Origin of the sequence: Vibrio sp. Makdt, assembly GCF_027587015.1 — a bacterium.
Lineage (GTDB): Bacteria > Pseudomonadota > Gammaproteobacteria > Enterobacterales > Vibrionaceae > Vibrio > Vibrio chagasii_B.
Genome location: NZ_JAPPTH010000010.1, coordinates 76,760 through 97,615, shown reverse-complemented (window position 1 = coordinate 97,615; position 20,856 = coordinate 76,760). Strand labels below are relative to the sequence as shown.

17 protein-coding genes are annotated in these 20,856 nt (G+C 44.7%); 8 read left to right on the top strand and 9 right to left on the bottom strand.

Going from position 1 to position 20,856, the window contains the following annotated elements; translation table 11 throughout:
* Positions 1 to 63 precede the first annotated feature (63 nt).
* From phnR to OH460_RS14035, 6 genes are all read right to left on the bottom strand, one after another.
* Positions 64 to 768 (bottom strand): phosphonate utilization transcriptional regulator PhnR, encoded by a 705-nt coding sequence (gene phnR, locus OH460_RS14060; RefSeq protein ID WP_061031211.1) that lies wholly within the window; start codon positions 766 to 768, stop codon positions 64 to 66.
* A 67-nt stretch (positions 769 to 835) separates the two neighbouring features.
* On the bottom strand, positions 836 to 2,545 hold the full coding sequence (locus OH460_RS14055; RefSeq protein WP_269997991.1) for a putative 2-aminoethylphosphonate ABC transporter permease subunit: 1,710 nt from the start codon (positions 2,543 to 2,545) through the stop codon (positions 836 to 838).
* Positions 2,546 to 2,566: 21 nt separating this feature from the next.
* A complete protein-coding gene (locus OH460_RS14050) occupies positions 2,567 to 3,676 on the bottom strand; it encodes a putative 2-aminoethylphosphonate ABC transporter ATP-binding protein (protein ID WP_186171364.1) in 1,110 nt (369 codons plus the stop codon).
* Positions 3,677 to 3,950: 274 nt separating this feature from the next.
* Positions 3,951 to 4,604, bottom strand: a complete 654-nt coding sequence (locus OH460_RS14045) for an HAD-IB family hydrolase (RefSeq protein ID WP_269997988.1) — start codon at positions 4,602 to 4,604, stop codon at positions 3,951 to 3,953.
* A gap of 97 nt (positions 4,605 to 4,701) precedes the next feature.
* The gene (locus OH460_RS14040) at positions 4,702 to 6,120 is read right to left on the bottom strand and encodes an FAD-dependent oxidoreductase (protein WP_269997986.1); all 1,419 of its coding nucleotides are present in this window, start codon (positions 6,118 to 6,120) and stop codon (positions 4,702 to 4,704) included.
* Positions 6,121 to 6,240: 120 nt separating this feature from the next.
* Positions 6,241 to 7,251: a putative 2-aminoethylphosphonate ABC transporter substrate-binding protein gene (locus tag OH460_RS14035; protein ID WP_269997985.1), complete on the bottom strand. Its 1,011-nt coding sequence runs from the start codon at positions 7,249 to 7,251 to the stop codon at positions 6,241 to 6,243.
* Positions 7,252 to 7,616: 365 nt separating this feature from the next.
* Here OH460_RS14035 and phnW point away from each other — a divergent pair, with 365 nt between their 5' ends.
* The 4 genes from phnW (at position 7,617) to OH460_RS14015 (ending at position 12,447) form a co-directional block, all read left to right on the top strand.
* Positions 7,617 to 8,720, top strand: a complete 1,104-nt coding sequence (gene phnW / locus OH460_RS14030) for a 2-aminoethylphosphonate--pyruvate transaminase (protein WP_269997984.1) — start codon at positions 7,617 to 7,619, stop codon at positions 8,718 to 8,720.
* Positions 8,720 to 10,141: an aspartate aminotransferase family protein gene (locus tag OH460_RS14025; RefSeq protein WP_269997982.1), complete on the top strand. Its 1,422-nt coding sequence runs from the start codon at positions 8,720 to 8,722 to the stop codon at positions 10,139 to 10,141. The genes phnW and OH460_RS14025 overlap by 1 nt, the downstream gene beginning before the upstream one ends.
* Positions 10,142 to 10,225: 84 nt before the next feature.
* Positions 10,226 to 11,044, top strand: coding sequence for a phosphonoacetaldehyde hydrolase (gene phnX / locus OH460_RS14020; protein ID WP_269997980.1), 819 nt, complete (start codon positions 10,226 to 10,228; stop codon positions 11,042 to 11,044).
* Between the two features lie 341 nt (positions 11,045 to 11,385).
* Entirely contained in the window at positions 11,386 to 12,447 is a 1,062-nt protein-coding gene (locus tag OH460_RS14015; RefSeq protein WP_269997978.1) for an OmpA family protein, read from the top strand.
* A gap of 133 nt (positions 12,448 to 12,580) precedes the next feature.
* On the opposite strand, the gene OH460_RS14010 is transcribed toward OH460_RS14015, so the two are convergent.
* The gene (locus tag OH460_RS14010) at positions 12,581 to 12,979 is read right to left on the bottom strand and encodes an OsmC family protein (protein WP_017071630.1); all 399 of its coding nucleotides are present in this window, start codon (positions 12,977 to 12,979) and stop codon (positions 12,581 to 12,583) included.
* 202 nt (positions 12,980 to 13,181) lie between these two features.
* On the opposite strand from OH460_RS14010, the gene msrB reads away from it, so the two are divergent.
* Positions 13,182 to 14,324 (top strand): peptide-methionine (R)-S-oxide reductase MsrB, encoded by a 1,143-nt coding sequence (gene msrB, locus OH460_RS14005; RefSeq protein WP_269997974.1) that lies wholly within the window; start codon positions 13,182 to 13,184, stop codon positions 14,322 to 14,324.
* Between the two features lie 81 nt (positions 14,325 to 14,405).
* On the opposite strand, the gene OH460_RS14000 is transcribed toward msrB, so the two are convergent.
* Positions 14,406 to 15,773: a TrkH family potassium uptake protein gene (locus OH460_RS14000; RefSeq protein ID WP_137407085.1), complete on the bottom strand. Its 1,368-nt coding sequence runs from the start codon at positions 15,771 to 15,773 to the stop codon at positions 14,406 to 14,408.
* Positions 15,774 to 15,797: 24 nt separating this feature from the next.
* A complete protein-coding gene (locus OH460_RS13995; protein ID WP_269997970.1) occupies positions 15,798 to 16,454 on the bottom strand; it encodes a potassium channel family protein in 657 nt (218 codons plus the stop codon).
* Positions 16,455 to 16,641: 187 nt separating this feature from the next.
* Between OH460_RS13995 and OH460_RS13990 the strand changes: the two genes are divergently transcribed.
* The 3 genes from OH460_RS13990 to OH460_RS13980 all read left to right on the top strand — a co-directional run bounded on the left by OH460_RS13990 (position 16,642) and on the right by OH460_RS13980 (position 20,787).
* A complete protein-coding gene (locus tag OH460_RS13990) occupies positions 16,642 to 17,757 on the top strand; it encodes a mechanosensitive ion channel family protein (protein WP_269997968.1) in 1,116 nt (371 codons plus the stop codon).
* A gap of 105 nt (positions 17,758 to 17,862) precedes the next feature.
* Positions 17,863 to 19,347 (top strand): mannose-1-phosphate guanylyltransferase/mannose-6-phosphate isomerase, encoded by a 1,485-nt coding sequence (locus OH460_RS13985; protein WP_269997966.1) that lies wholly within the window; start codon positions 17,863 to 17,865, stop codon positions 19,345 to 19,347.
* A 15-nt stretch (positions 19,348 to 19,362) separates the two neighbouring features.
* The gene (locus OH460_RS13980) at positions 19,363 to 20,787 is read left to right on the top strand and encodes a phosphomannomutase CpsG (RefSeq protein WP_269997964.1); all 1,425 of its coding nucleotides are present in this window, start codon (positions 19,363 to 19,365) and stop codon (positions 20,785 to 20,787) included.
* Positions 20,788 to 20,856 lie beyond the last annotated feature (69 nt).

Here is a 20,856-nt window from a genome sequence, read left to right as displayed (position 1 = left end):
AAACCGGACGCACCTACAGAATTATCAGGGACCCGTTAGTTAACTAACACAGTGTCAAAGTGATTAGCGTTCGAGTTGAGCTATCGATTCAATACTGATTGCATCATGACGCCAATACTCAATATCACAGTCAATCAAATCGCCGTTTTGATTGTAGTTAACACGCTCTACCACCATTGCAGGAGAGCCAGAAGTTGCACGCAGTGCTTGCGCGGTTTCACCCAGCAAAGACGTTGTACTCACACGGTAACGAATCTTCTGATACACCACACCAAAGTGCTCACGGTAGATGTCCGTTAGTGATTTAGACAGGTCATAATCGAGCAAGTTAGGAAATAGCTCTGGTCGAATGTAGTTTGTCACATACACAACAGGCCTATCTTCAAGATAACGAACTCTATCTACGCGATAAACATCCGAGAAAGGAGGCAGTTCAAGGAGCTTAGTCGCCTCCTTCGTGGCGAGCATTCCCTTGGCAGAGATCAGCTCAGTTTTCGGCTTACGATTCTGCGCCAGAGCCATATTAGTGAAGTTCAATGTTTGTGTTGGATCGTAACGAAGTGGTGCTGGCGAGATAAACCAACCTCGTCGATCTTCTCGATAAATGCGCCCTTCCGCTTCGAGCGAAGATAACGCTTCACGTAACGTAACTCGTGTTGTATCAAACGACTCAGCAAGCTTACGTTCCGCAGGCAGCTTTTGTCGCGGTGTTAACATCCCAGACTCTATCTGCTCTACGATGACATCTTTGATTTTTACGTACTGCACTTAATTTCCTTCATTCTTATTCTTGTCGTCAGCCACTCCTTGGCCAACTGCAATCTACAATGGTTCGCTAGCGCTTGCGCCAAGCTTGGGTACGCTTCTCAAATAACTTATTGATTAACATATGAATCAACTTCGCACTCGCTGCAGATATCATGATCATTACCGCCATGGCTGCTGCTGCACCGGTTTGCCCCGCGTCGTCCATATTCAGTACTGAAACTGACGCAGGTATCGTATCGGTAGAATACAAGAATACTACCGCAGATGTGGTGGTAAGTGCATTAATAAACAGGTATGTCGCAATATCTAAAATCGCAGGCAGGCAAACTGGTACCGTTACTTTAAAGAACAACTTGTATTGCGGTAAGTTTACCGAGGCTGCGGTGGCTTCAATTTCCGCAGGCAGCTGCTTCAATGCAGTTAATGCCGTCATGTGCCCAACCGTGTAATAGTGAACCACGGTATTGATAACCAAGAACGCCATTGTGCCATATAAGAAGTTAAGTGGATTGCTCAAGTCATTGAAATAGAAGATATACCCCAAACCCAACACCATCCCAGGAACGGCCATTGGCACAACACTGAGCATCTGCATCGCCTGACGAACAGGACCAAATGCTCTGCCTTTCTCAATGCAGTACGCACCTAAGAAAATCAATACGGTACCGATAATGGCAGTCCATGCGCCTAGCGTTAGTGAGTTGAAGAATGGAGTCCAACCATAGGTACTCATCTCAGCAAAGTTGTAGTTGTTCAATGTCAGCGCTTTGTTCCAAGGCCAAAAGGTGACCATAGAGCCGTATACCGCCATACCCAACACGATAACGACAGCAGCTGAGATGATCGTGCAATAAAGGAAACACAATCCATCACGCACGGTATTTGGTTCTGGTTGGTACGCGACAGAACGAGTATCAAATAAGCTCTTCTGCTTCTTTTGTACCCAGCGGTCCACTGTAAACGCAAGCAATGCAGGCAATAACAACAAGATACTGGTTACTGCACCCATTGAGAAGTTCTGCTGCCCTACTACCTGTTTAAAGATATCCGTCGACAAAACATTGTAGCTACCACCAATCACCTTCGGTACACCAAAATCACAAACCACCAGCGTAAATACCACGATAAGGGTGCTGATTAATCCGTATTTTGCTGCAGGTAAGGTAACCATAAAAAAGGTTTTGAGCGACGACGTATTCAGTGCACGTGCTGCCTCATAAAGACGGGCATCGGACGTTCTGAGTGAAGTGGTTAGAATCATCAAGGCATGTGGAAACGTCCAGAATATCAGGCCTAATGAGATGCCAATTAAGCCATATACCGAGTTGCCACCGAGGAGTTCTTTGGCAATGCCTTGGTTACCAAATAAGAAGATCAGACTGATTGCAGGAAGTAATGAAGGCGCAAGGATCGGCGCAGAGCCTAATACCTGAAATAGCCCCTTAAAAGGCATACATGACCGAGTCAACGCATAAGCGTAACCAAACGCTAAAACACCAACCACTGTCGTTACCAACAAGCCCAACGTAAAAGTGTTACCCACAGATTGCCAAAGGCTTTGAGAAGCGAAATACGTAGCGAAATTCTGTAAACCTACAAATTCACCATCAGCATTCTGAACACTTTTTTTCAACATCGCCCACAATGGCATCAAGATAAACAGTGTCATGACTACAGACAAAAATGCCAACAGCCCAAATAGAATCACGTTGTCCTTACTTAGCCGAGCCAAAAAAGGCTGTACTCGTCGTTGAATTAGCAGCTTAGGTTGCATCATTTGAGTCGATTCCATGATTCTTTACGCCGCCTCGTCTTTCATCACTTGAACACTTTTCGATGGATAAGCTCGCAAGCCTTCTTGATCAAACGCCACATAACGAATATCACTGCGGCGCAGCTTCAATCTATTGAACTCTTTGACTGGCACATCAACGATAATCTCTTTAGCGGTAGAGTCATGCTGCAATTGGCATTCGACGCGGTAAAACGCGCCCAAAAATTCGCTCGAAACGATTCTGACTGGTAGTGACTCATTAAAACGGTCAACGAACTGGATTTGCTCAGGACGCACCGCAATATCGAACACATCCCCCTGCTTTGGAGTCAGATTGTCTAATCTAGGAAGTGGTAACATAGACTCAGCAATACGCATCTTGCCTTGAACAGCCACAGAGGCTTGAATGAAGTTCATGCTGCCGACAAACTCAGCAACAAAACGACTCGCTGGCTTTTGATAGATCTCTTGAGGCGCCCCCACCTGTTCAATAACCCCATGGTTCATTACCACGATGCGGTCTGCCATAGTCAAAGCTTCGTCTTGATCGTGTGTCACCATGATAGTGGTGATGCCCAACTTGCGCTGTAATTGGCAAATCTCATCACGCAGGTGTGTTCTTACTTTTGCATCGAGTGCAGACAGCGGCTCATCAAGCAGAAGTAACCCAGGAGACAAGGCCAGTGCGCGAGCTAAAGCCACACGCTGCTGCTGACCGCCAGATAATTGATTCGGATACTTCTGACCAGACGTTGGCAAGCCGATGGTTTCTAGCCAAGACTCCACCGTTTCTAGTGCTTCTTTGGTCGACATGCCTTGGTTTTTCAACCCGATTGCTATGTTTTCTTCCACCGTCAGGTTAGGGAAAAGAGCGTAAGATTGGAACACAATGCCGAAGTCACGCTTTTCTGGCGGTAAAAAGGTCGTGTCGCTACCATTTTGCTCAATGGAACCTGAGGTTGGTAAGTCTAAACCTGCAATCGCACGTAATAAGGTGGTTTTTCCACAGCCAGATGGGCCAAGGAAGCAGACGAACTCGCCTTTTTCAATCGATAGGGAGATGTCTTTTAGCGCTGTAAATTGGCCAAATTGCTTTACAACGTTTTCAATATTCAAATAAGTTTGGTTGCTCATACTACAGCACTCTTTATATGGTATATACCAAATTTAAACTTTGAATATTTCAGTTGAGTGACAAATTTATAGAAGCTAAATGACAGTTATATTGCAGAAATAAAATTCATTCTAACTGAGGGTGACGAGATCAAAACAAGTAATAATATTCAATATCTTACAGAAACCCACTAGTCCTCAGATAGGTATTTGGCGATGAAAGCCAATGTGCTTTTCACCGCCAAATATCAATGCTTGTTTATGGTTATATCTATTGTTTCTTCCAATACTGAAATCAGTAGACCGCACGCCATGGAGCAGATTCCAAGCGAGCGCTTAAACGTTCGTGTGGATTAACCAAGTGAGGGCGATCCGCCACTTCATATTGAGGTAAATCATTAATCGAGTCAGCACCATTTTGACTATGGTTGTGCGAAGGGCCGTGTTGCTCTAACCACTCATTCAAACTAACCACCTTGCCATGCGGATGACTCGGAAGCCCCAAAATCTTGGCAGAGTATTGACCCGACGATTCCATGAGTTCAATACCGACAACATTGGGAATATTGAGCCTTTTTGCCACACATGCAGGAATGAATGACACAATGGCAGAGATGATCACCATCGGCTGCCCTTGTGTTGTTGACGACCAGCTCCTCTTTGCAAGATGAGGAAAGATCTTGCTGAGAACTTTACGATTAATGCACTCTTCTAATAAGGCACACACCTCTTGATAAGTTTTATTGGCTAGTGAGCGGGTTGCAAATTCAAGGTAAATATCTTCATCGAGAATACCTTGAACATACAGCGTCATAAGCCTGCGTTCTTCGTTCAAAAAGCTAGGTTCATTTGCCAAGCCTTTCTCAACCAAAAACTCATTCCAAATCATGGCGCTGTTTCCATCCATGAGTGCTTCATCTAAATCAAATACATACAGCGGGGTCGTCATATCAATTCTCACTTCAAATCAAATTTAACTTCCAATTCAGTTGCCACTTGAAGATCGGATCTCGCTTAACCTGCAAAGCACAATCTACAACAAAGATTCACTCAACCTTGTCGGCTTTACCTGCCGCACCAGCTAGCTTTGCCAACTGCTTATCGAGCCACAATGGCGTGTTACCAGAATCTTCTGCGTTCTCTTTTCTTCGAACTGCATCACGCACCATCATTGCTCCTACCCAACGAAATGGCTCTGGCGGGAAATGCCCAAGCGGTCCGTTAGTTAATCCGCAACAGGTCCAACCGTTATCAGTACCGAGTGCCATGGACGACAATATCTTTCCGCCCATACGAGTTTGCGCAACACCATTACCTGAGTAACCGAGCCCATAATAGATGTTGTTTTGGCCTTTTAGATTACCGAAAAATGGCAATCCTGTTACTGAGCGATCAGAGCCCCCAGACCAGTTGTAATCGAACTCACTTTGTTCCAATTTAGGGAACAATTTTTCGAATGATTGATTTAGAATCGACAGGTAGTTTGTCTTTTGGTTAAACATGCTTTCAACTTGATTGGCAAACGAGAACTTATTGCCACCTTTACCCAACATCAGGCGTCCATCTTGGGTGTCTCGGTAATAGTGAACAAAGATACGTGAATCCACCACTGCCGCCCCTTTCTCTGGGCCAAATTGCTGAAGCTTTTCAGGGATAGGCTTAGTGACAACCATGTCTGACGAAACAACCACAATACTGCGTTTAAACTCTTTAAAGTGATCGAGCATCCATGCGTTGAGTGCCAAAATCACTTTGTCGGCAAAAACAGAGCCACCTTTGGTTTGGATTCGAGCCGGGGCTCCATAATCAAGCGAAGTCATCTCCGTGTTTTCGTGAATTTCAACCCCTAAATCAATAGCAACTCGACGTAACCCTCTCGCCAGTAATGCTGGCTGCACACTGCCCGCGGCTTCTGAGTAATAACCTTCGATATGACGCTCCGATCCTGCTTTATCAGACAAAGAGCTGTCACACTTCTTCCAGCTATTGATACCCTGCTTAACCAACTCATTCACTACGGGCTCCATTCCACCTTGTTGTGCTTCATTGGTTGCCGTGTAATAAGTCCCGCTACGATACAAATGCGCGTCGATATTATGTTCGTTACAGAAAGCTTCGATCTCGTAAATGACCTTTTCCGATTCTTTTACCAGCCATTTTGCTTGCTCTTGTCCGTAGAGCCTCTTCAACGTGGGATACTTAGTCGACCATGTCAGCATACAGCCACCGTTCGCACCAGAAGCGCCGCTGCCACACAAACCTTTTTCAATCACCACAACATGCTTTTGAGGTTGCTGCTGCTTGATCAAGATCGCCGTCCACAGCCCTGTGTAACCGCCGCCAACAATAGCGATGTCGCAATTAATGTCTTTTGGAAGTGGCTTCGCGGATTCTAGACCTGCATCTATGCTGCCAAATTCCTTTTCTAGTGCTTGTTTGAACCAATATGAGTAGTGTTTTGTCATTTGTCGTACCTTACTTAAAACCTAAAGGCGTAAAACTAAAAAAGGAAGACCGAAGCCTTCCTTTACTGATTTCTAACTTCTAATGAACTTAATAGTTAATTAACTGAGTAGCTCGATAGATTAAGATTTTGGCTCTGATTTAGCGTCAAACTTCTCAGACCATGTTTTCAATACATCTGCACGCTCGCTGCCCATACGTGCAAAGTCCATTTTTGCCATGTTCTTTTCGACGTTAGGGAAGTTTTCAATTGTTGCCGTCACATCTTGGTGACCAACAACTGGATACATTTCGATGTAAAGCTCATTTGCTGCTTTAGAGATAGACCAATCAACCACACGTTGCGCAGCATCGGACGGCTTCACAAGACCTACCGCTTCAGATTCCCAACCAATACCCTCAGGTGTAATTACAGAAAGCGGTGCACCTTGAGTTTTCAGCTTAGCGCCACGGCTCGCCATAGAAATACCGATAGCGACTTCACCCATACCCGCTTGAACACATGGCTTAGAACCAGAGTGCGTGTAGTGAGCGATGTTTTGGTCTAGCTTCTGCATGTAGTTCCAACCTTGGTCTTCACCCATGTTTTGTAGCCAAGCAGACACTTGCATATAACCCGTACCAGAAGACGCTGGGTTTGGCATCGCAATATGACCTTTGTAGATAGGCTTGGTTAGGTCATCCCAAGATTTAGGTGCTGGTAGGTTAAGTTGTTTCGCTACCGCTTCATTGAAACAAACCGCATTGAAGAATGCATCGTTGCCATACCAAGCTTGAGTAGATTGCGGATCGTTGAGGTTTGAGCGCAGCGCTTCTACACCTTGAGGAGTGTAATGCTTAAGAATGCCCTCTTCTTTAAGTAGAGCCATTGAAGAACCCGCAAGACCCCATACCACTTCTGCACGAGGGTTGTTTTTCTCAGCTAATAATTTTGCCGTCATGATCCCAGTTGAATCACGTACCCATTTGATGTTGATATCTGGGTTTTCGCTTTCAAAAGCATTTTTGTACTTCGCTAAGATGTCAGTTTCAAAAGCGGTGTAAACCGTCACTTCCTGTGCCGCATAAGCGTTACCAGCTAATAGTGTGACTAATGCTGCAAGTGATCCTTTCATAAAACGGTTTTTCATCATTTTCTCCAGTCAGGCTCAACTCTAAAGTGAGAAGTTGCCAAAATTAAAAATTGCCAAAGTTAAAGTTGTTAAGGCTAGAAGCTCCATCTAGAGGCTTCTATTTCCATAAATTCATTTAGGTTATTAGCACACACCTCCAGCTTGGTATGTACCAGATTTCGAGTATTAAGCTAACTGGCTTTTGTGACGATTAAATGAACGAAAAATGGCAGTTTAAAGATCGAAAACTTTCTCAAGACAAGTGACCATTTTTAATATGAAGCTTTTGTGAAAATGATGTTTGGGCTATTTACGACCGTTTAAATTGGTTGTTAAAGTAGTCCCAAATATTGGTATAGTCCAAAATTAAATCACGAGAGTTGAACATGAGAAACGAATACTTACTGCTGACACCGGGCCCTCTATCTACTTCTGAAACCGTTCGCCAAGCGATGTTAAAAGATTGGTGTACTTGGGATGATGAATACAACAAAGACGTTGTTGAAGTGATTCGTAACAAGCTAGTGACTTTAGCGACTAAGCAAGCGGGATATACAAGCGTATTAATGCAAGGTAGCGGCACCGCTTCGGTAGAAGCAACAATCGGTAGCGTTATCTCTAAAAATGGAAAACTTCTTGTTGTTGATAACGGTGCGTACGGCGCTCGTATTGCTCAAATCGCAGAATACTTAAACATTCCATGCCATGTCGTTTCCCCAGGTGAAACATCACAGCCTGACTTGAACGAAATCGAAACGGCATTGGCCATGGATTCAGACATTACTCACGTTGCGATTGTGCACTGTGAAACCACGACAGGCATGCTGAATCCAATTGAAGACATTGCCAAATTGGCAAAACAGCACAACAAAACCGTCATTCTCGATGCAATGTCGAGCTTTGGTGGCATCCCTATGGATATCGCTGACTTAGGTATCGATTACATGATCAGCTCAGCAAACAAGTGCGTCCAAGGTGTACCGGGCTTCGGCTTTGTAATTGCTAAGCAATCGGAACTGGAAAAGTGCAAAGGCCAAGCTCGCTCATTAAGCCTTGATCTGTTTGACCAATGGCACTGCATGGAAATCAATCACGGTAAATGGCGCTTCACCTCTCCAACTCACACAGTGCGTGCTTTCTACCAAGCCCTACTTGAACTTGAACAGGAAGGCGGCATCGAAGCTCGTCATAATCGCTACCAAACAAACCAAACCGCACTGGTTGCAGGTATGCGATCTCTTGGTTTTGAACCTCTGTTAAATGATGAACTTCACTCGCCTATCATCACCTCTTTCTATTCTCCAACACATAGCGATTACCAATTCAAGGAGTTCTATGACCGTTTGAAAGAGCAAGGTTTTGTGATTTATCCGGGTAAGGTTTCAAACGCAGACTGCTTCCGCATCGGTAACATCGGTGAAGTTTACCCTTCAGACATTGAAGCCCTCATTGGCGCAGTGAAAAACGCTATGTACTGGGACATCAAATAATGACGATAACCAATCAAGAGCCAGTTCTAAAGGCGACACACTTTCGAAGCGAAGGCGATGTGAACACCACGCCAGCACGCGAAAAATGGAACGAGTCGCTAAACGATAATGCCACTCAAGCGATGTTAAAACGCGACTCAGACGTGTTTCTTCATCAAGCGATGTCAACGCCTTGCCTAGACACACTTGAAGCAGCCGAAGGCATCTACATTCAAGATACGACCGGTAAGAGATACATGGACTTTCATGGTAATAATGTCCATCAGCTGGGTTATGGCCACCCTCACATCATTCATAAAGTGACTCAACAAATGGCGTCATTACCATTTTCACCACGTCGCTTTACCAATGAAACTGCGGTTCAGTGTGCTGAGAAACTCACACAGATCTGCGGTGGTGATTTGAATCGCGTGTTGTTTGCTCCCGGTGGTACGTCAGTTATTGGTATGGCACTCAAGTTAGCTCGACATGTCACCAACAACTTCAAAGTTGTTTCATTGTGGGACTCATTCCATGGCGCGTCACTGGACGCAATTTCAGTGGGTGGTGAAGCTTGTTTCCGCGAAGGCATGGGGCCATTAATGGCTGGCGTAGAACGCATTCCACCAGCCGTCTCTTATCGTGGCGCTTTACCGCTTAAAGGAGGTAGTTCAGGCGATAGCAATGAGACGGCATGTGATGTGCACTACGCCGATTACCTTGAGTATGTGATTGAAAAAGAAGGTGGCATTGGTGCCTTCATTGCGGAAGCAGTGCGTAACACAGACGTTCAAGTACCAAGCAAAGCTTACTGGAAGCGCATCCGTGAGATCTGCGATAAGCATAACGTCATGTTGATCATCGACGATATTCCAAACGGTATGGGTCGCAGTGGCGAATGGTTCACTCACCAAGCTTTTGATATCGAACCTGACATTCTTTGTATCGGTAAAGGTTTTGGCGGCGGCTTAGTACCAATCGCAGCCATGATCACTAAAGACAAATACAACACGGCAGCGCAAGTATCTCTTGGTCACTACACCCACGAAAAAAGCCCAATTGGTTGCGCGGCAGCACTCGCCACCATGGAAGTGATTGAGCAAGAAAACCTACTTGAAAAAGTACAAGCGGACAGCGCATTCGTGCGTGAACAGCTGCTTCAAATGAAAGAGAAATACCCAGTCATTGGTGACATTCGCGGCATCGGCCTGCTCTGGGGGGTGGAATTGGTCACCGATCATATCACCAAAACCCGAGCTTTCGATGAAGCGGAAGCAGTACTTTACCAATGTCTAAACGATGGCCTGAGTTTCAAGGTGTCACAAGGTAATGTGATTCAGTTGAGCCCACCATTGATCATCAGCCGCAGCGAACTAGAAATCGCTCTGTCTGTATTCGAAAAAGCGATAGCAAAAGTCTGCAAAGACTTTGAGTACCTTTAAACCATCATCTAACCAATAACTTAAGACAATCATTCATCTCCCAGAACAACTTGAGCTGGGAAAGAACAGAAATAGGACACGACTATGAACACAACATCACCTATCCAAGCGGTTATCTTTGACTGGGCTGGCACTATCGTTGATTTTGGATCATTTGCTCCAACCAGTATTTTCGTTGAAGCATTCAGACAAGGTTTCGACTTTGATATCGACTTAGCAGAAGCGCGTGAACCTATGGGGATCGGCAAATGGGACCACATCCAAGCAGTGGGTCGAATTCCAGCTGTTGACGCTCGTTGGAAGGCTCAGTTCGGACGCTCGATGACAAGTGAAGACATTGACGCGATCTACGCGGCATTCATGCCTCTTCAGAAAGCGAAAGTAGCCGATCACGCAGCACCTATTTTGAATGCAATAGAAGTGGTCAATAACCTAAAAGAGAAGAACGTGAAGATCGGGTCTTGTTCAGGTTACCCACGTGAAGTGATGGATGTTTTAATTCCTGCTGCTGCAGATTACGGTTACCGACCAGATAACGTGGTAGCGACCGATGACTTACCTCAAGGTGGTCGCCCTGCTCCATTTATGGCACTGAAAAACGTAATCGACCTAGGTGTAACTAGCGTTGCTGCGTGTGTAAAAGTAGACGACGCAGCACCGGGGATCGATGAAGGTCATAACGCAGGCATGTGGACAGTAGGCCTTGTATTATCAGGGAACGAAGCAGGCTTAACGTATCAAGAATATTTAGATGCAGACGAGACAACACTTGCGGCTGCACGTGAAAAAGCAAGCGTTAAGCTAAACAAATCAAACCCACACTACCTAATCGATACCATTGCAGACCTACCTGGTGTCATTGCGGACATTGAAAAACGTTTGTTAGCCGGAGAGCGCCCATAACTCCTGTAACTTCCGCAAATCAGGGCCTATAGCCCAATAATCCGCACACATAAAAAGAAACCTCGTATCACCTAAAAATGATACGAGGTTTCTTCGTTTCCAATATTTGAGACAACAATTAATTGACAAAAACCTCTGTAAATAGCACCTTAAATATATAAATTATAACAACTTCATTGACTCCAATAAGCAACTACACTAACAATGTAACAACAGTTCCAAGATAGGTTCGAACTGGATCAACGCCTTGATTTACTTACATTTGCAGTGTGCCTATCAGTAAGAAATCGTTTTAAAGGACTGATTCAGATAACAATAAGAGTTAATCCAAGGATAAGATTATGAAAAAACTCTCAAAGATTATGTGTGCCGTCATTGCAGCTTCAGGCTTTGCTGCTGCTCCTTCCATCGCTGCAACCACTTATGTTGGTGCGAAAGTCGGGATGGGGTGGCTCGATAGTGCTTGTGTAGACAGTGTGAACTGTGAAGATGATTCAGTTGCCGGTGGTCTTTACGGTGGCTACAACTTTACCGATAACATTGCACTGGAATTAAACGCAGACTATTTAGGTGACTACGACACAAGTTTTAATTACAACGGAACAACTCAGCGCTACAGCGATTCCATTATTGCAATATCGTTGAGCCCAGTGTACCGATTGGCGATCAAACAAGAGTTTGATGTCTTCTTTAAAGCGGGTCCAGCTTACATCATGCATGACGATGAAGATGATGTGGTACTGGCTCTGGGTATCGGTGCTGAGAAACAGTTTTCAGACGACTGGGCAGTGAGAGTGGAATACCAATACTTCGATGATTTTGACGATAAGATCATCCAAGATCTAAACTCCAACCTTGTCACAGTAGGTCTTAGCTACAATTTCGGCACAGGTAATACAACCGCATCAGCGGCTACAGCGGCGGCGGTTACTCAAGCACCTTCTGAACCAATCACAGAGCCAGAAACTGTGGTTGTTGAAGAGGAAGCTGAGGTAGTGGTTACCAAAGCGCAAACTGAGAGCTTCTCTCAAGGTACATTTGCGACTAACAGCACAGAGCTTTCAGACGAAGGTAAAGCCGCTGTACAGCCAATTGTGGAAGTCTTACAAACATACCCTCAGTCTACCGTTAACATTGTCGGTCACACAGATTCAACAGGTGCTGCCGAGTACAACATGATGATATCTAAGAAACGTGCTGCAGCTGTTGCAGCATACATCGAAGAGCAAGGTATTGAAGCTGACCGCATTACCGCTTCTGGTGAAGGGGAAGAAAACCCAATCGCATCAAACGATACGGCTGAAGGTCGTGCTCAAAACCGTCGTGTGGAAGCAACAATCCCAAGCTTCGAGTACCAAGAAGATGTTCAAGTTGAAGAGGTTATCGTTGAAACAGTGGAATAATCATATTCTAACGTAATAACGACTTTCTTAATAACAAGGGCGGAGCACTGTTAAGTGCTCCGCCCTTTCTTTATCTATGTTTGCTCATAAGCCGAAAAGTAATGACTCAAAGCCAAGCTATACGGCCAGAAGACTAGACTATTTCCCAGCTGTGCGTCATTTCTACGCCAGCACCTAGCATTAGGCACACTGAACAGTATTTTTCTAATGAATCAGCGCATACTTTTGCAACCAACTCAGGATCAAGGTTGTCACCTGATACTTCAAAGTGAATGTTAATCGCGGTAAAGATTTTTGGCGCGGTTTCACGACGAGTAGTTTCAAGTTTTGCGTTACAGCCTGTAATGCTTTGACCAGCAGATTTCAATCCATCCACCACATCAACGGAGCTACAACCACCAGCGGCCATAAGCACCATTTCCATCGGGCTTGGCGCCGTCGCACCACCGCTGCCATCCATAACAATAGAGTGGCCTGATTGAGATTGACCCAAGAATTTAAAACCTTCGACCCATTTAACTTCTGCTTGCATGCTGTTCCTTAGATGACCGATAACCGCCATCACTGTCTGTTATTTATTGTTAGTACCGACACCCTACTACTGGCAGCATTCATGAGCAAGATTTTCTCTGACACATATTTTTTTCATGAATGGTGCAATTTTTTCCATCTAAAACCTGTCTCTATTCGTACATTCAAAATCGAATGAAAAAGAACGTCAAGATGAGGTATCTATGAATAAATTATCTAAAATATTGGTATCACTCGTGGTTGCACTACCACTGATTTCGTTGTTTGTCAGCCAAACTGGCACTGCCAATACAATGGATAAAACGGCTAATTCAGGGAAAAGTGAAATCGCGACACTTGCGGGTGGTTGTTTTTGGTGTACAGAGTCTGACCTAGAGAAACTAAAAGGCGTAACAGACGTTATCTCTGGATATTCTGGTGGCGAGCTAGAAAACCCAACCTATAAACAAGTTTCTTCAGGTAAGTCTGGTCACATCGAAGTGATCAAGGTGACCTATAACCCTGATGTTGTTAGCTATGAACAGGTACTTGACCAATTCTTCCGACATATCGATCCAACCGATGACAAAGGGTCATTCGTAGACCGTGGTCCGCAATATCGACCTGCCATTTTCTATCATAACCAAGAGCAAAAAGACGTTGCTCAGAACTTTATGATGGAGATCGACAAGGCTCAAATCTTTGGTGCACCACTAAAAACAGAACTGATCAAATTTGAGAAGTTCTGGCCAGCAGAAGATTACCATCAAGATTATTACAAGAAGAGTAAGGTTCGTTATAACTACTACCGCTACGCTTCAGGTCGTGATCACTATTTAGATAAAATCTTCGGTGATGATAGAAAGGACAACCCTAAAACACTACGTCAGATCATCGACAGTAAAAATGCGACAGCGAATGCTAAAACATACGTAAAACCGTCTGATGCAGAGATCAAAGCGAAGCTTACAGCACTTCAATACGATGTAACGCAAGAAGACGCTACTGAGCGCCCATTTGACAACAAATACTGGGATAACAAAGAAGAAGGTATTTATGTTGATATCGTTACCGGTGAGCCTTTGTTCTCGTCAAAAGACAAATACAAATCAGGTACAGGCTGGCCGAGCTTCACCCAACCAATCAACGAAGCTTACGTAGTGACAACCACAGACTACAAACTGTTGTACCCACGCACAGAAGTTCGTAGCCGATTTGGTGATTCTCACTTAGGTCATGTCTTCAAAGATGGTCCTAAACCAACAGGCTTACGTTACTGCATGAACTCAGCGGCGATGCGCTTTATCCCAGCAGACAAACTGGCTGAAGAAGGGTATGAAGAATACGTTGAGATGTTTGAGGGCTAAGCACTCAGCGATTAACGCTACACCTATAACAACAAAGCCAGCATAACGCTGGCTTTATGTTTTCTGATTCATTAACAAACGCTAGCCTGTTAGAACAGTGTCTTCTGGGTATTTGAGCAGTGAAGGCTCTGGGCGAGCTAACATATACGCCAACGTCAAAGGACCGATACGACCAATAACCATCACAACAATCATGATGTATTTTCCAGGCTCAGTCAGGTTTGCAGTTAACCCTGCCGTCAGTCCCACCGTTGCAAAGGCGGAAATCACCTCGAACATGACTCGATCAAACGCGGCTTTTTCGGTAAGCATTAACAAAAACATCGCCGTAGTTAATAACGCCCCACTGACCACGATAATGGCCAATGACTTGGTTACCGCCTGCCATGTAACAGTACGTTTAAACATCACGACGTGCTTTTTCTGACGTAGGAATGTCCAAGTCGCGACAAAAGCAACTGCAAAGGTCGATACCTTAATACCGCCACCGGTTGAGGTAGAACCAGCACCAATCAGCATTAACACAATCATCACCAATAAAGCAGGCTGCGTGTACTGAGACAAATCCACACTGTTAAAGCCAGCGGTACGAGCGCTTGCTGATTGAAAAAACGCCGCCAGCCATTGGCCTTGAGTTGATAACCCTTCCATAGTCGCAGAGTTATTTCTTTCCAACAGCCAAAACAATACCGTACCTACCAACAATAGAGTCGGAGTTGCGGTTAGCATGATCTTGGTATGTAAATGTAGATGCTGAAAGCCTTTGCGCCAGTTACTCGATAAGTCACCGACAACCGTAAATCCTAAGCCACCAAAAATGAACAGAGCCGCTAAGGTAAAGATAACCAATGGGTCGTCAACAAAGCTCATCATGCTATCTGAAAATAGAGCAAAACCTGCGTTATTGAAGGCTGATATCGCATGAAACAGTGCATAAAAGCTTCCGGTTGCCCAGCCCATTTCGGGAACCCATCGGAAGCAGAGCAATACAAAACCAATAAATTCAGCCACTAATGCGAAGACGATTATCTTCTTGACCAATTTTCGAAGGTTAATCTTACGATCTTGTCCCAATGCTTCTTTCGCTAATGCCTGTTGCTTCAAGCTTAACCGAACACCAAACATGTAAAGCAGTACCGCAGATAAAGTCATTTGCCCTAGCCCACCTACCTGCATCAAGAACATCAGCAAGATTTTTCCAGCTAAAGTAAAGTGCTCGCCCGTATCGACGACCCCTAACCCTGTCACGCTAATCGCAGAGGTCGCGGTAAACAGCGCATCCGTAAAACTAAGCCCCGTGACAGAGAAAACAGGCAACGTCAGCAAGATGGCCGAGGGAATGAGAACACCTAAGAAACTGGTCAGGATTATCTTAGGTTCAGAGCCCTTACGAGGCTTTTCATCTCTCTTAAGGGTATAAAAAGTACCTTTTCGTTGAAACGAATTCATACTGTTACCTTATTGCAGTTACCATTACCAATTACGTAATTTTCTAGATAAGGTCTCTTTAGGCCCGGCGATGATCACCACATCCCCGATTTCTAAACTAATATCCAGCTCCGGTGCTTTAGTAAGATTAGGACCGCGCTTAAATCCAAGGACTTCGACACCTACCTCTTTGCAAAGCTTCAAATCACGAAGTTGCTTGCCCAAGAGTTTTGAGCCAATGACAATTTCAGTCATCGCCAAATCACTGCCAAGGTCAATAAATTCAAGAACACGCCTGTCCAGCATCTTACGCGCAACCCGAATTCCCATGTCTCGCTCCGGCATGATGATATGGTCAGCGCCAATTTTAGAAAGGATCTTGCCGTGAAACTTATCGTTCGCCTTAACCCAAACCATTTTAGCCCCCGACTCTTTTACGACGAGAGTAGTCAAAATGCTCGAGTTCACATCAGAACCAATCGAAACCATTACCATATCGTACTCGTCGAGCCTGAGCTCTTTAACCGTCTCTTCACTCGTACAGTTAGCAACAATCGCTTGTGAAACAAAGGCCGCGGCTTCTTTCACTCGCTCTTCATCAATATCGACGGCTAATACCTGCGCGCCAGAACTTTGCAGCTCTTTACACACAGATAAACCAAAACGCCCTAAACCGATAACTGCATATTGTTTGTCGCTCATTTGAAATCCTGTTTAGAAATTTTAATTACACGTGATAGCCAAACCTACATTAGTTTCTATCTCAAAAAAAGTCAGTTCTGCAATAAATAGAGTTATACTATTGCTATAATCGCTTGATTTATAAAGGTAGAGAACATCTCGAGTTTCTGCTAATTTCCAATTCATAATTTCTGCGGCAGCACACACAATGAATGAATTATTGACCCAAGTACAAACCTACATCAACCAGACCCATAGTGACTGGGCGAATAGCGTCCTATTCATCACTATTGCGAGTTTTCTCGCTTGGGTAGCTTGGCGAATAATCCATAATCGCTTGGAGGTTCTGGTACAGAGAACCCACTTTCACTGGGATGACCTACTTCTAGAGGCACTGAAAACCCCTGTCAGTACGTTACTTTGGTGTTGGCCAGCGACCGTATCTGTCGGGTTGATTCTTCAAGATCAGTTTGGCAATGAAATCAACTGGTTAAAAACTCTCAAGCACATATTGATCATATGTACCTTCGTTTGGTTCACCTTACGAATGATCACCAATGCTGAAGCATACGTCTTAGAGCAAAAAAACAGGGATGAGACAACTGTACAGGCGATTGCAAAAGTAGCTCGTCTGTTCTTTATGGTCATGGGCGGCCTGACAATCATGCAAGCGTTTGGACTCAGCCTATCAGGCTTGCTGACCTTTGGTGGTGTGGGTGGTTTAATTGTCGGTTTGGCAGCAAAAGACCTACTCTCGAACTTCTTTGGTGGCATGATGATCTACTTCGACCGACCTTTTAAAGTCGGTGATTGGATTCGCTCTCCCGACCGTCAAATCGAAGGTACTGTCGAACGTATTGGCTGGCGCATGACCATTATTCGCACCTTTGATAAACGACCTTTGTACGTGCCAAACTCAGTATTCAGTAACATTGTGGTGGAAAACCCATCGCGAATGCTAAACCGTCGAATTAATGAAACCTTTGGGCTTCGTTACGAAGATGCGAACAAGTTAGCTGTTATCGTGGATGACGTAAAAGCCATGCTTGAAACGCACCCAGACATCGATGCTAAGCAGACGCTCATCGTCAACTTCGATAAGTTTGGCCCATCAACGCTGAACTTCTTTATCTACACTTTCACTAAAACCGTCAACTGGGTAAGATACCATGAAGTGAAACAAGATGTGCTACTGCAGGTACTGGCGATTATTCATAAGCACAATGCGGATATCGCTTTCCCAACACAAACACTCAAAATCGACCCACAAGGTTTTAGCGAAGTTCAAGATATGGCTATTTCGAATCCATCAGGTCATCAATAAGCAGCGTCTCTACTGTTTATAGGTAACTAAATGGGTTATCGATAATTAAAAAGAGTGAAGCGTGGTAACATGGCGCCAGTATTTTAATGCACCCTGTACCACGCTATGATTTTACCTGTCATTCTAGCTGGCGGCTCTGGTAGCCGCCTCTGGCCCCTGTCTCGCGAGCTTTACCCAAAGCAGTTCCTCAATATTGCTGGCGAACAATCGATGCTCCAGCAAACCCTTATACGCCTACAAGGTCTTGAAGCGCACTTGAGTAATGCAGAATGTGCGGCTCCCTTCATTATCTGTAATGAAGAGCACCGCTTTATTGCTGCGGAACAGGCTCGCTCGGCCAACATCCAACACAGTGGTATTTTGCTAGAACCTGTCGGAAGAAACACAGCTCCCGCCATCGCACTCGCTGCATTACAGGCTTTAAATCACACCAGATGTAACCAACAAAATGAGTCAGATCCAATATTATTGGTACTGGCTGCTGATCATCACATCGCTAAAACAGCGGAATTTCAGCAAACGGTGGCGAGAGGTGTTGAATACGCAAAACAAGGTAAACTGGTTACTTTTGGTATTACTCCAAGCGCACCAGAAACTGGCTATGGTTATATAAAACAAGGAGATCCACTCTCCCACCGTGGTTTTGCCATTGAATGTTTCGTTGAAAAGCCAGATCTAGCCACCGCAGAACAATACGTTAATTCGGGCCAATACCTCTGGAACAGCGGTATGTTCATGTTTAAAGCCTCACGCTACTTAGAAGAGCTAGCAAAACATCATCCACAGATCCTTGAGGCCTGTAAAAGCGCTCTCGAAAAACAAAATACTGACCTCGACTTTATCCGTATTGACGCTGAAGCATTCAAAAGCAGTCCAAGTGACTCTATCGACTATGCCGTGATGGAAAAAACGTCAGATGCTGCGGTAATTTCGATGGATGTTGGTTGGAATGATATTGGCTCGTGGTCTGCGATTTGGGATGTCAGTGATAAAGATGAACACAACAATGTGATTGAAGGCGATGTGCTAACGGTTGATTCTCAGCACAACTACATCCACGCTGAAAACAAACTGGTTGCGACTGTGGGTGTCGAAAATCTCATTATTGTCGAAACAAAAGACGCCATACTCGTCGCGAACAAAGACAAAGTTCAAGGCGTGAAATCGATAGTCAGTCAGCTGAATCAAGCAAATCGCACAGAACATGTTCATCACCGCGAAGTGTTCAGACCTTGGGGTAAATACGATGTAATTGACCTAGGCAAACGCGACAAGGTTAAACGCATCACTGTAAAACCCGGTCACAAGTTATCCCTACAGATGCATCACCATAGAGCAGAACACTGGGTTGTTGTAGCAGGAGTTGCGAAGGTGACCAATGATGAGAAAACCTATCTCGTTGAAGAAGACCAATCCACTTATATTCCGCTAGGACACATACATAGCCTAGAAAATCCAGGGGACGCTCCACTCGAAATGATCGAAGTACAAACCGGTAGCCATTTGAGTGAAGACGACATTATTCGATATCAAGATAGTTACGGGCGAAGCGAACAACCTAGCTCACCTCAAATCAACAAATCGAACTAAAGCAGCGACGATAGAATGAAACAGGATTTAGATCTCAGCTGCTTTAAAAATAACGATATCCGAGGAATCATTGGTAAACAAATCAATGAGCGCCTAGCTTACCTGCTTGGTATAGCATTTGGCGAATATGTCCTTGCAGAAACATCTAAAACGTCACTCAATAGCTTGGCTAAAGTAGCCATTGGTCGTGATAATCGTGAAACCTCATTGCTCCTGCAGAAAGCGATGACCAAGGGTTTGATTGAATCAGGGATAACCGTGGTAGATCTCGGTATGACAGGCACAGAAGAAGTCTACTTTGCGACTCGCCACCTACAAGCCATTGGCGGAGTCCAGATTACGGCAAGCCACAATCCAATCAATTACAACGGCATGAAGTTAATCGGTCTAGACGCTAATCCAATCAGTAAAAACAATGGGTTAGATGTAATTAAACAGCGTATTGAAGCTCTACAGTATGAGGGCGTCAGCGAACAACCGATCAGCCATGAACAAGCCGATAATTCCGTTAGAACGACCAGTATCCTAGCTCCTTATGTGGAGCACCTACTCTCTTACATAAAGCCGTCAAAGCTATCACCGATGAAGATTGTGGTTAACGCGGGAAACGGCGTTGCTGGGCATGTCATTGATGCGTTAGAGACCAAATTCAATGAACTGAATGCTCCAATCACCTTCATCAAGGTTCACCACATTCCTGATGGGATGTACCCAAATGGCATCCCTAACCCTTTACTCAAAGAAAACCAAGCTGCGACTCGCGATGCCGTTTTAGAGCACTCCGCAGACCTTGGCATCGCCTGGGATGGTGATTTTGATCGTTGTTTCTTCTTTGATGAAAAAGGCAATTACATTGAAGGTTACTACATCGTCGGTTTGCTAACCGAAGCCTTCTTGCTGAAGGACTCCAATGCAACAGTACTACACGACATGCGCATGACATGGAATACAGTAGAAGTTGCACAAAAACTGGGTGGAAACGCTGTAGGCGTAAAAGCAGGGCATGCTTTGATCAAAGAGAAAATGCGAGAGCTCAACGCAGTGTACGGTGGAGAAATGAGCGCACATCACTACTTTCGTGACTTTGGGTACTGCGACTCAGGGATGATTCCTTGGCTACTCGTCATTGAACTCATCAGTAAGACTCAACAATCTCTTAATCAACTTATCAGCTCTAGCGTAGAAAGATTCCCCTCTTCTGGAGAGATCAATCGTAAGGTAGCAGACCCAGAACAAGCTATCGCTCGTGTACTTTCATGCTACCAAAAGCGTGCTGTAAACATAGATCATACCGACGGTATTAGCATGGATATGGGTACTTGGCGCTTTAACTTAAGGAAATCCAATACCGAGCCACTAATCCGCCTTAATGTAGAAACCAAGCAAGATAAAGATTTGTTGTCACTTAAAGTCGACGAGCTAGTGTCTTTCCTAGTTTAAAAATACAGGTCACTTCCTATTAGCGATTAGGGACTATTAAAAAGCCCTTACTCACAAAAGCGAGTAAGG

Bases quoted from the DNA above. Each gene is read 5' to 3' on its own strand.
- OH460_RS14035 (WP_269997985.1), bottom strand. From the start codon at position 7,251: ATGATGAAAAACCGTTTTATGAAAGGATCACTTGCAGCATTAGTCACA.
- OH460_RS13995 (WP_269997970.1), bottom strand. From the start codon at position 16,454: ATGAGCGACAAACAATATGCAGTTATCGGTTTAGGGCGTTTTGGTTTA.
- msrB (WP_269997974.1), top strand. From the start codon at position 13,182: ATGAATAAATTATCTAAAATATTGGTATCACTCGTGGTTGCACTACCA.
- OH460_RS14045 (WP_269997988.1), bottom strand. From the start codon at position 4,604: ATGACGACCCCGCTGTATGTATTTGATTTAGATGAAGCACTCATGGAT.
- OH460_RS14040 (WP_269997986.1), bottom strand. From the start codon at position 6,120: ATGACAAAACACTACTCATATTGGTTCAAACAAGCACTAGAAAAGGAA.
- OH460_RS13990 (WP_269997968.1), top strand. From the start codon at position 16,642: ATGAATGAATTATTGACCCAAGTACAAACCTACATCAACCAGACCCAT.
- phnW (WP_269997984.1), top strand. From the start codon at position 7,617: ATGAGAAACGAATACTTACTGCTGACACCGGGCCCTCTATCTACTTCT.
- OH460_RS14050 (WP_186171364.1), bottom strand. From the start codon at position 3,676: ATGAGCAACCAAACTTATTTGAATATTGAAAACGTTGTAAAGCAATTT.
- OH460_RS14055 (WP_269997991.1), bottom strand. From the start codon at position 2,545: ATGATGCAACCTAAGCTGCTAATTCAACGACGAGTACAGCCTTTTTTG.
- OH460_RS13985 (WP_269997966.1), top strand. From the start codon at position 17,863: ATGATTTTACCTGTCATTCTAGCTGGCGGCTCTGGTAGCCGCCTCTGG.
- OH460_RS14010 (WP_017071630.1), bottom strand. From the start codon at position 12,979: ATGCAAGCAGAAGTTAAATGGGTCGAAGGTTTTAAATTCTTGGGTCAA.
- OH460_RS14000 (WP_137407085.1), bottom strand. From the start codon at position 15,773: ATGAATTCGTTTCAACGAAAAGGTACTTTTTATACCCTTAAGAGAGAT.
- phnX (WP_269997980.1), top strand. From the start codon at position 10,226: ATGAACACAACATCACCTATCCAAGCGGTTATCTTTGACTGGGCTGGC.
- OH460_RS13980 (WP_269997964.1), top strand. From the start codon at position 19,363: ATGAAACAGGATTTAGATCTCAGCTGCTTTAAAAATAACGATATCCGA.
- OH460_RS14015 (WP_269997978.1), top strand. From the start codon at position 11,386: ATGAAAAAACTCTCAAAGATTATGTGTGCCGTCATTGCAGCTTCAGGC.
- OH460_RS14025 (WP_269997982.1), top strand. From the start codon at position 8,720: ATGACGATAACCAATCAAGAGCCAGTTCTAAAGGCGACACACTTTCGA.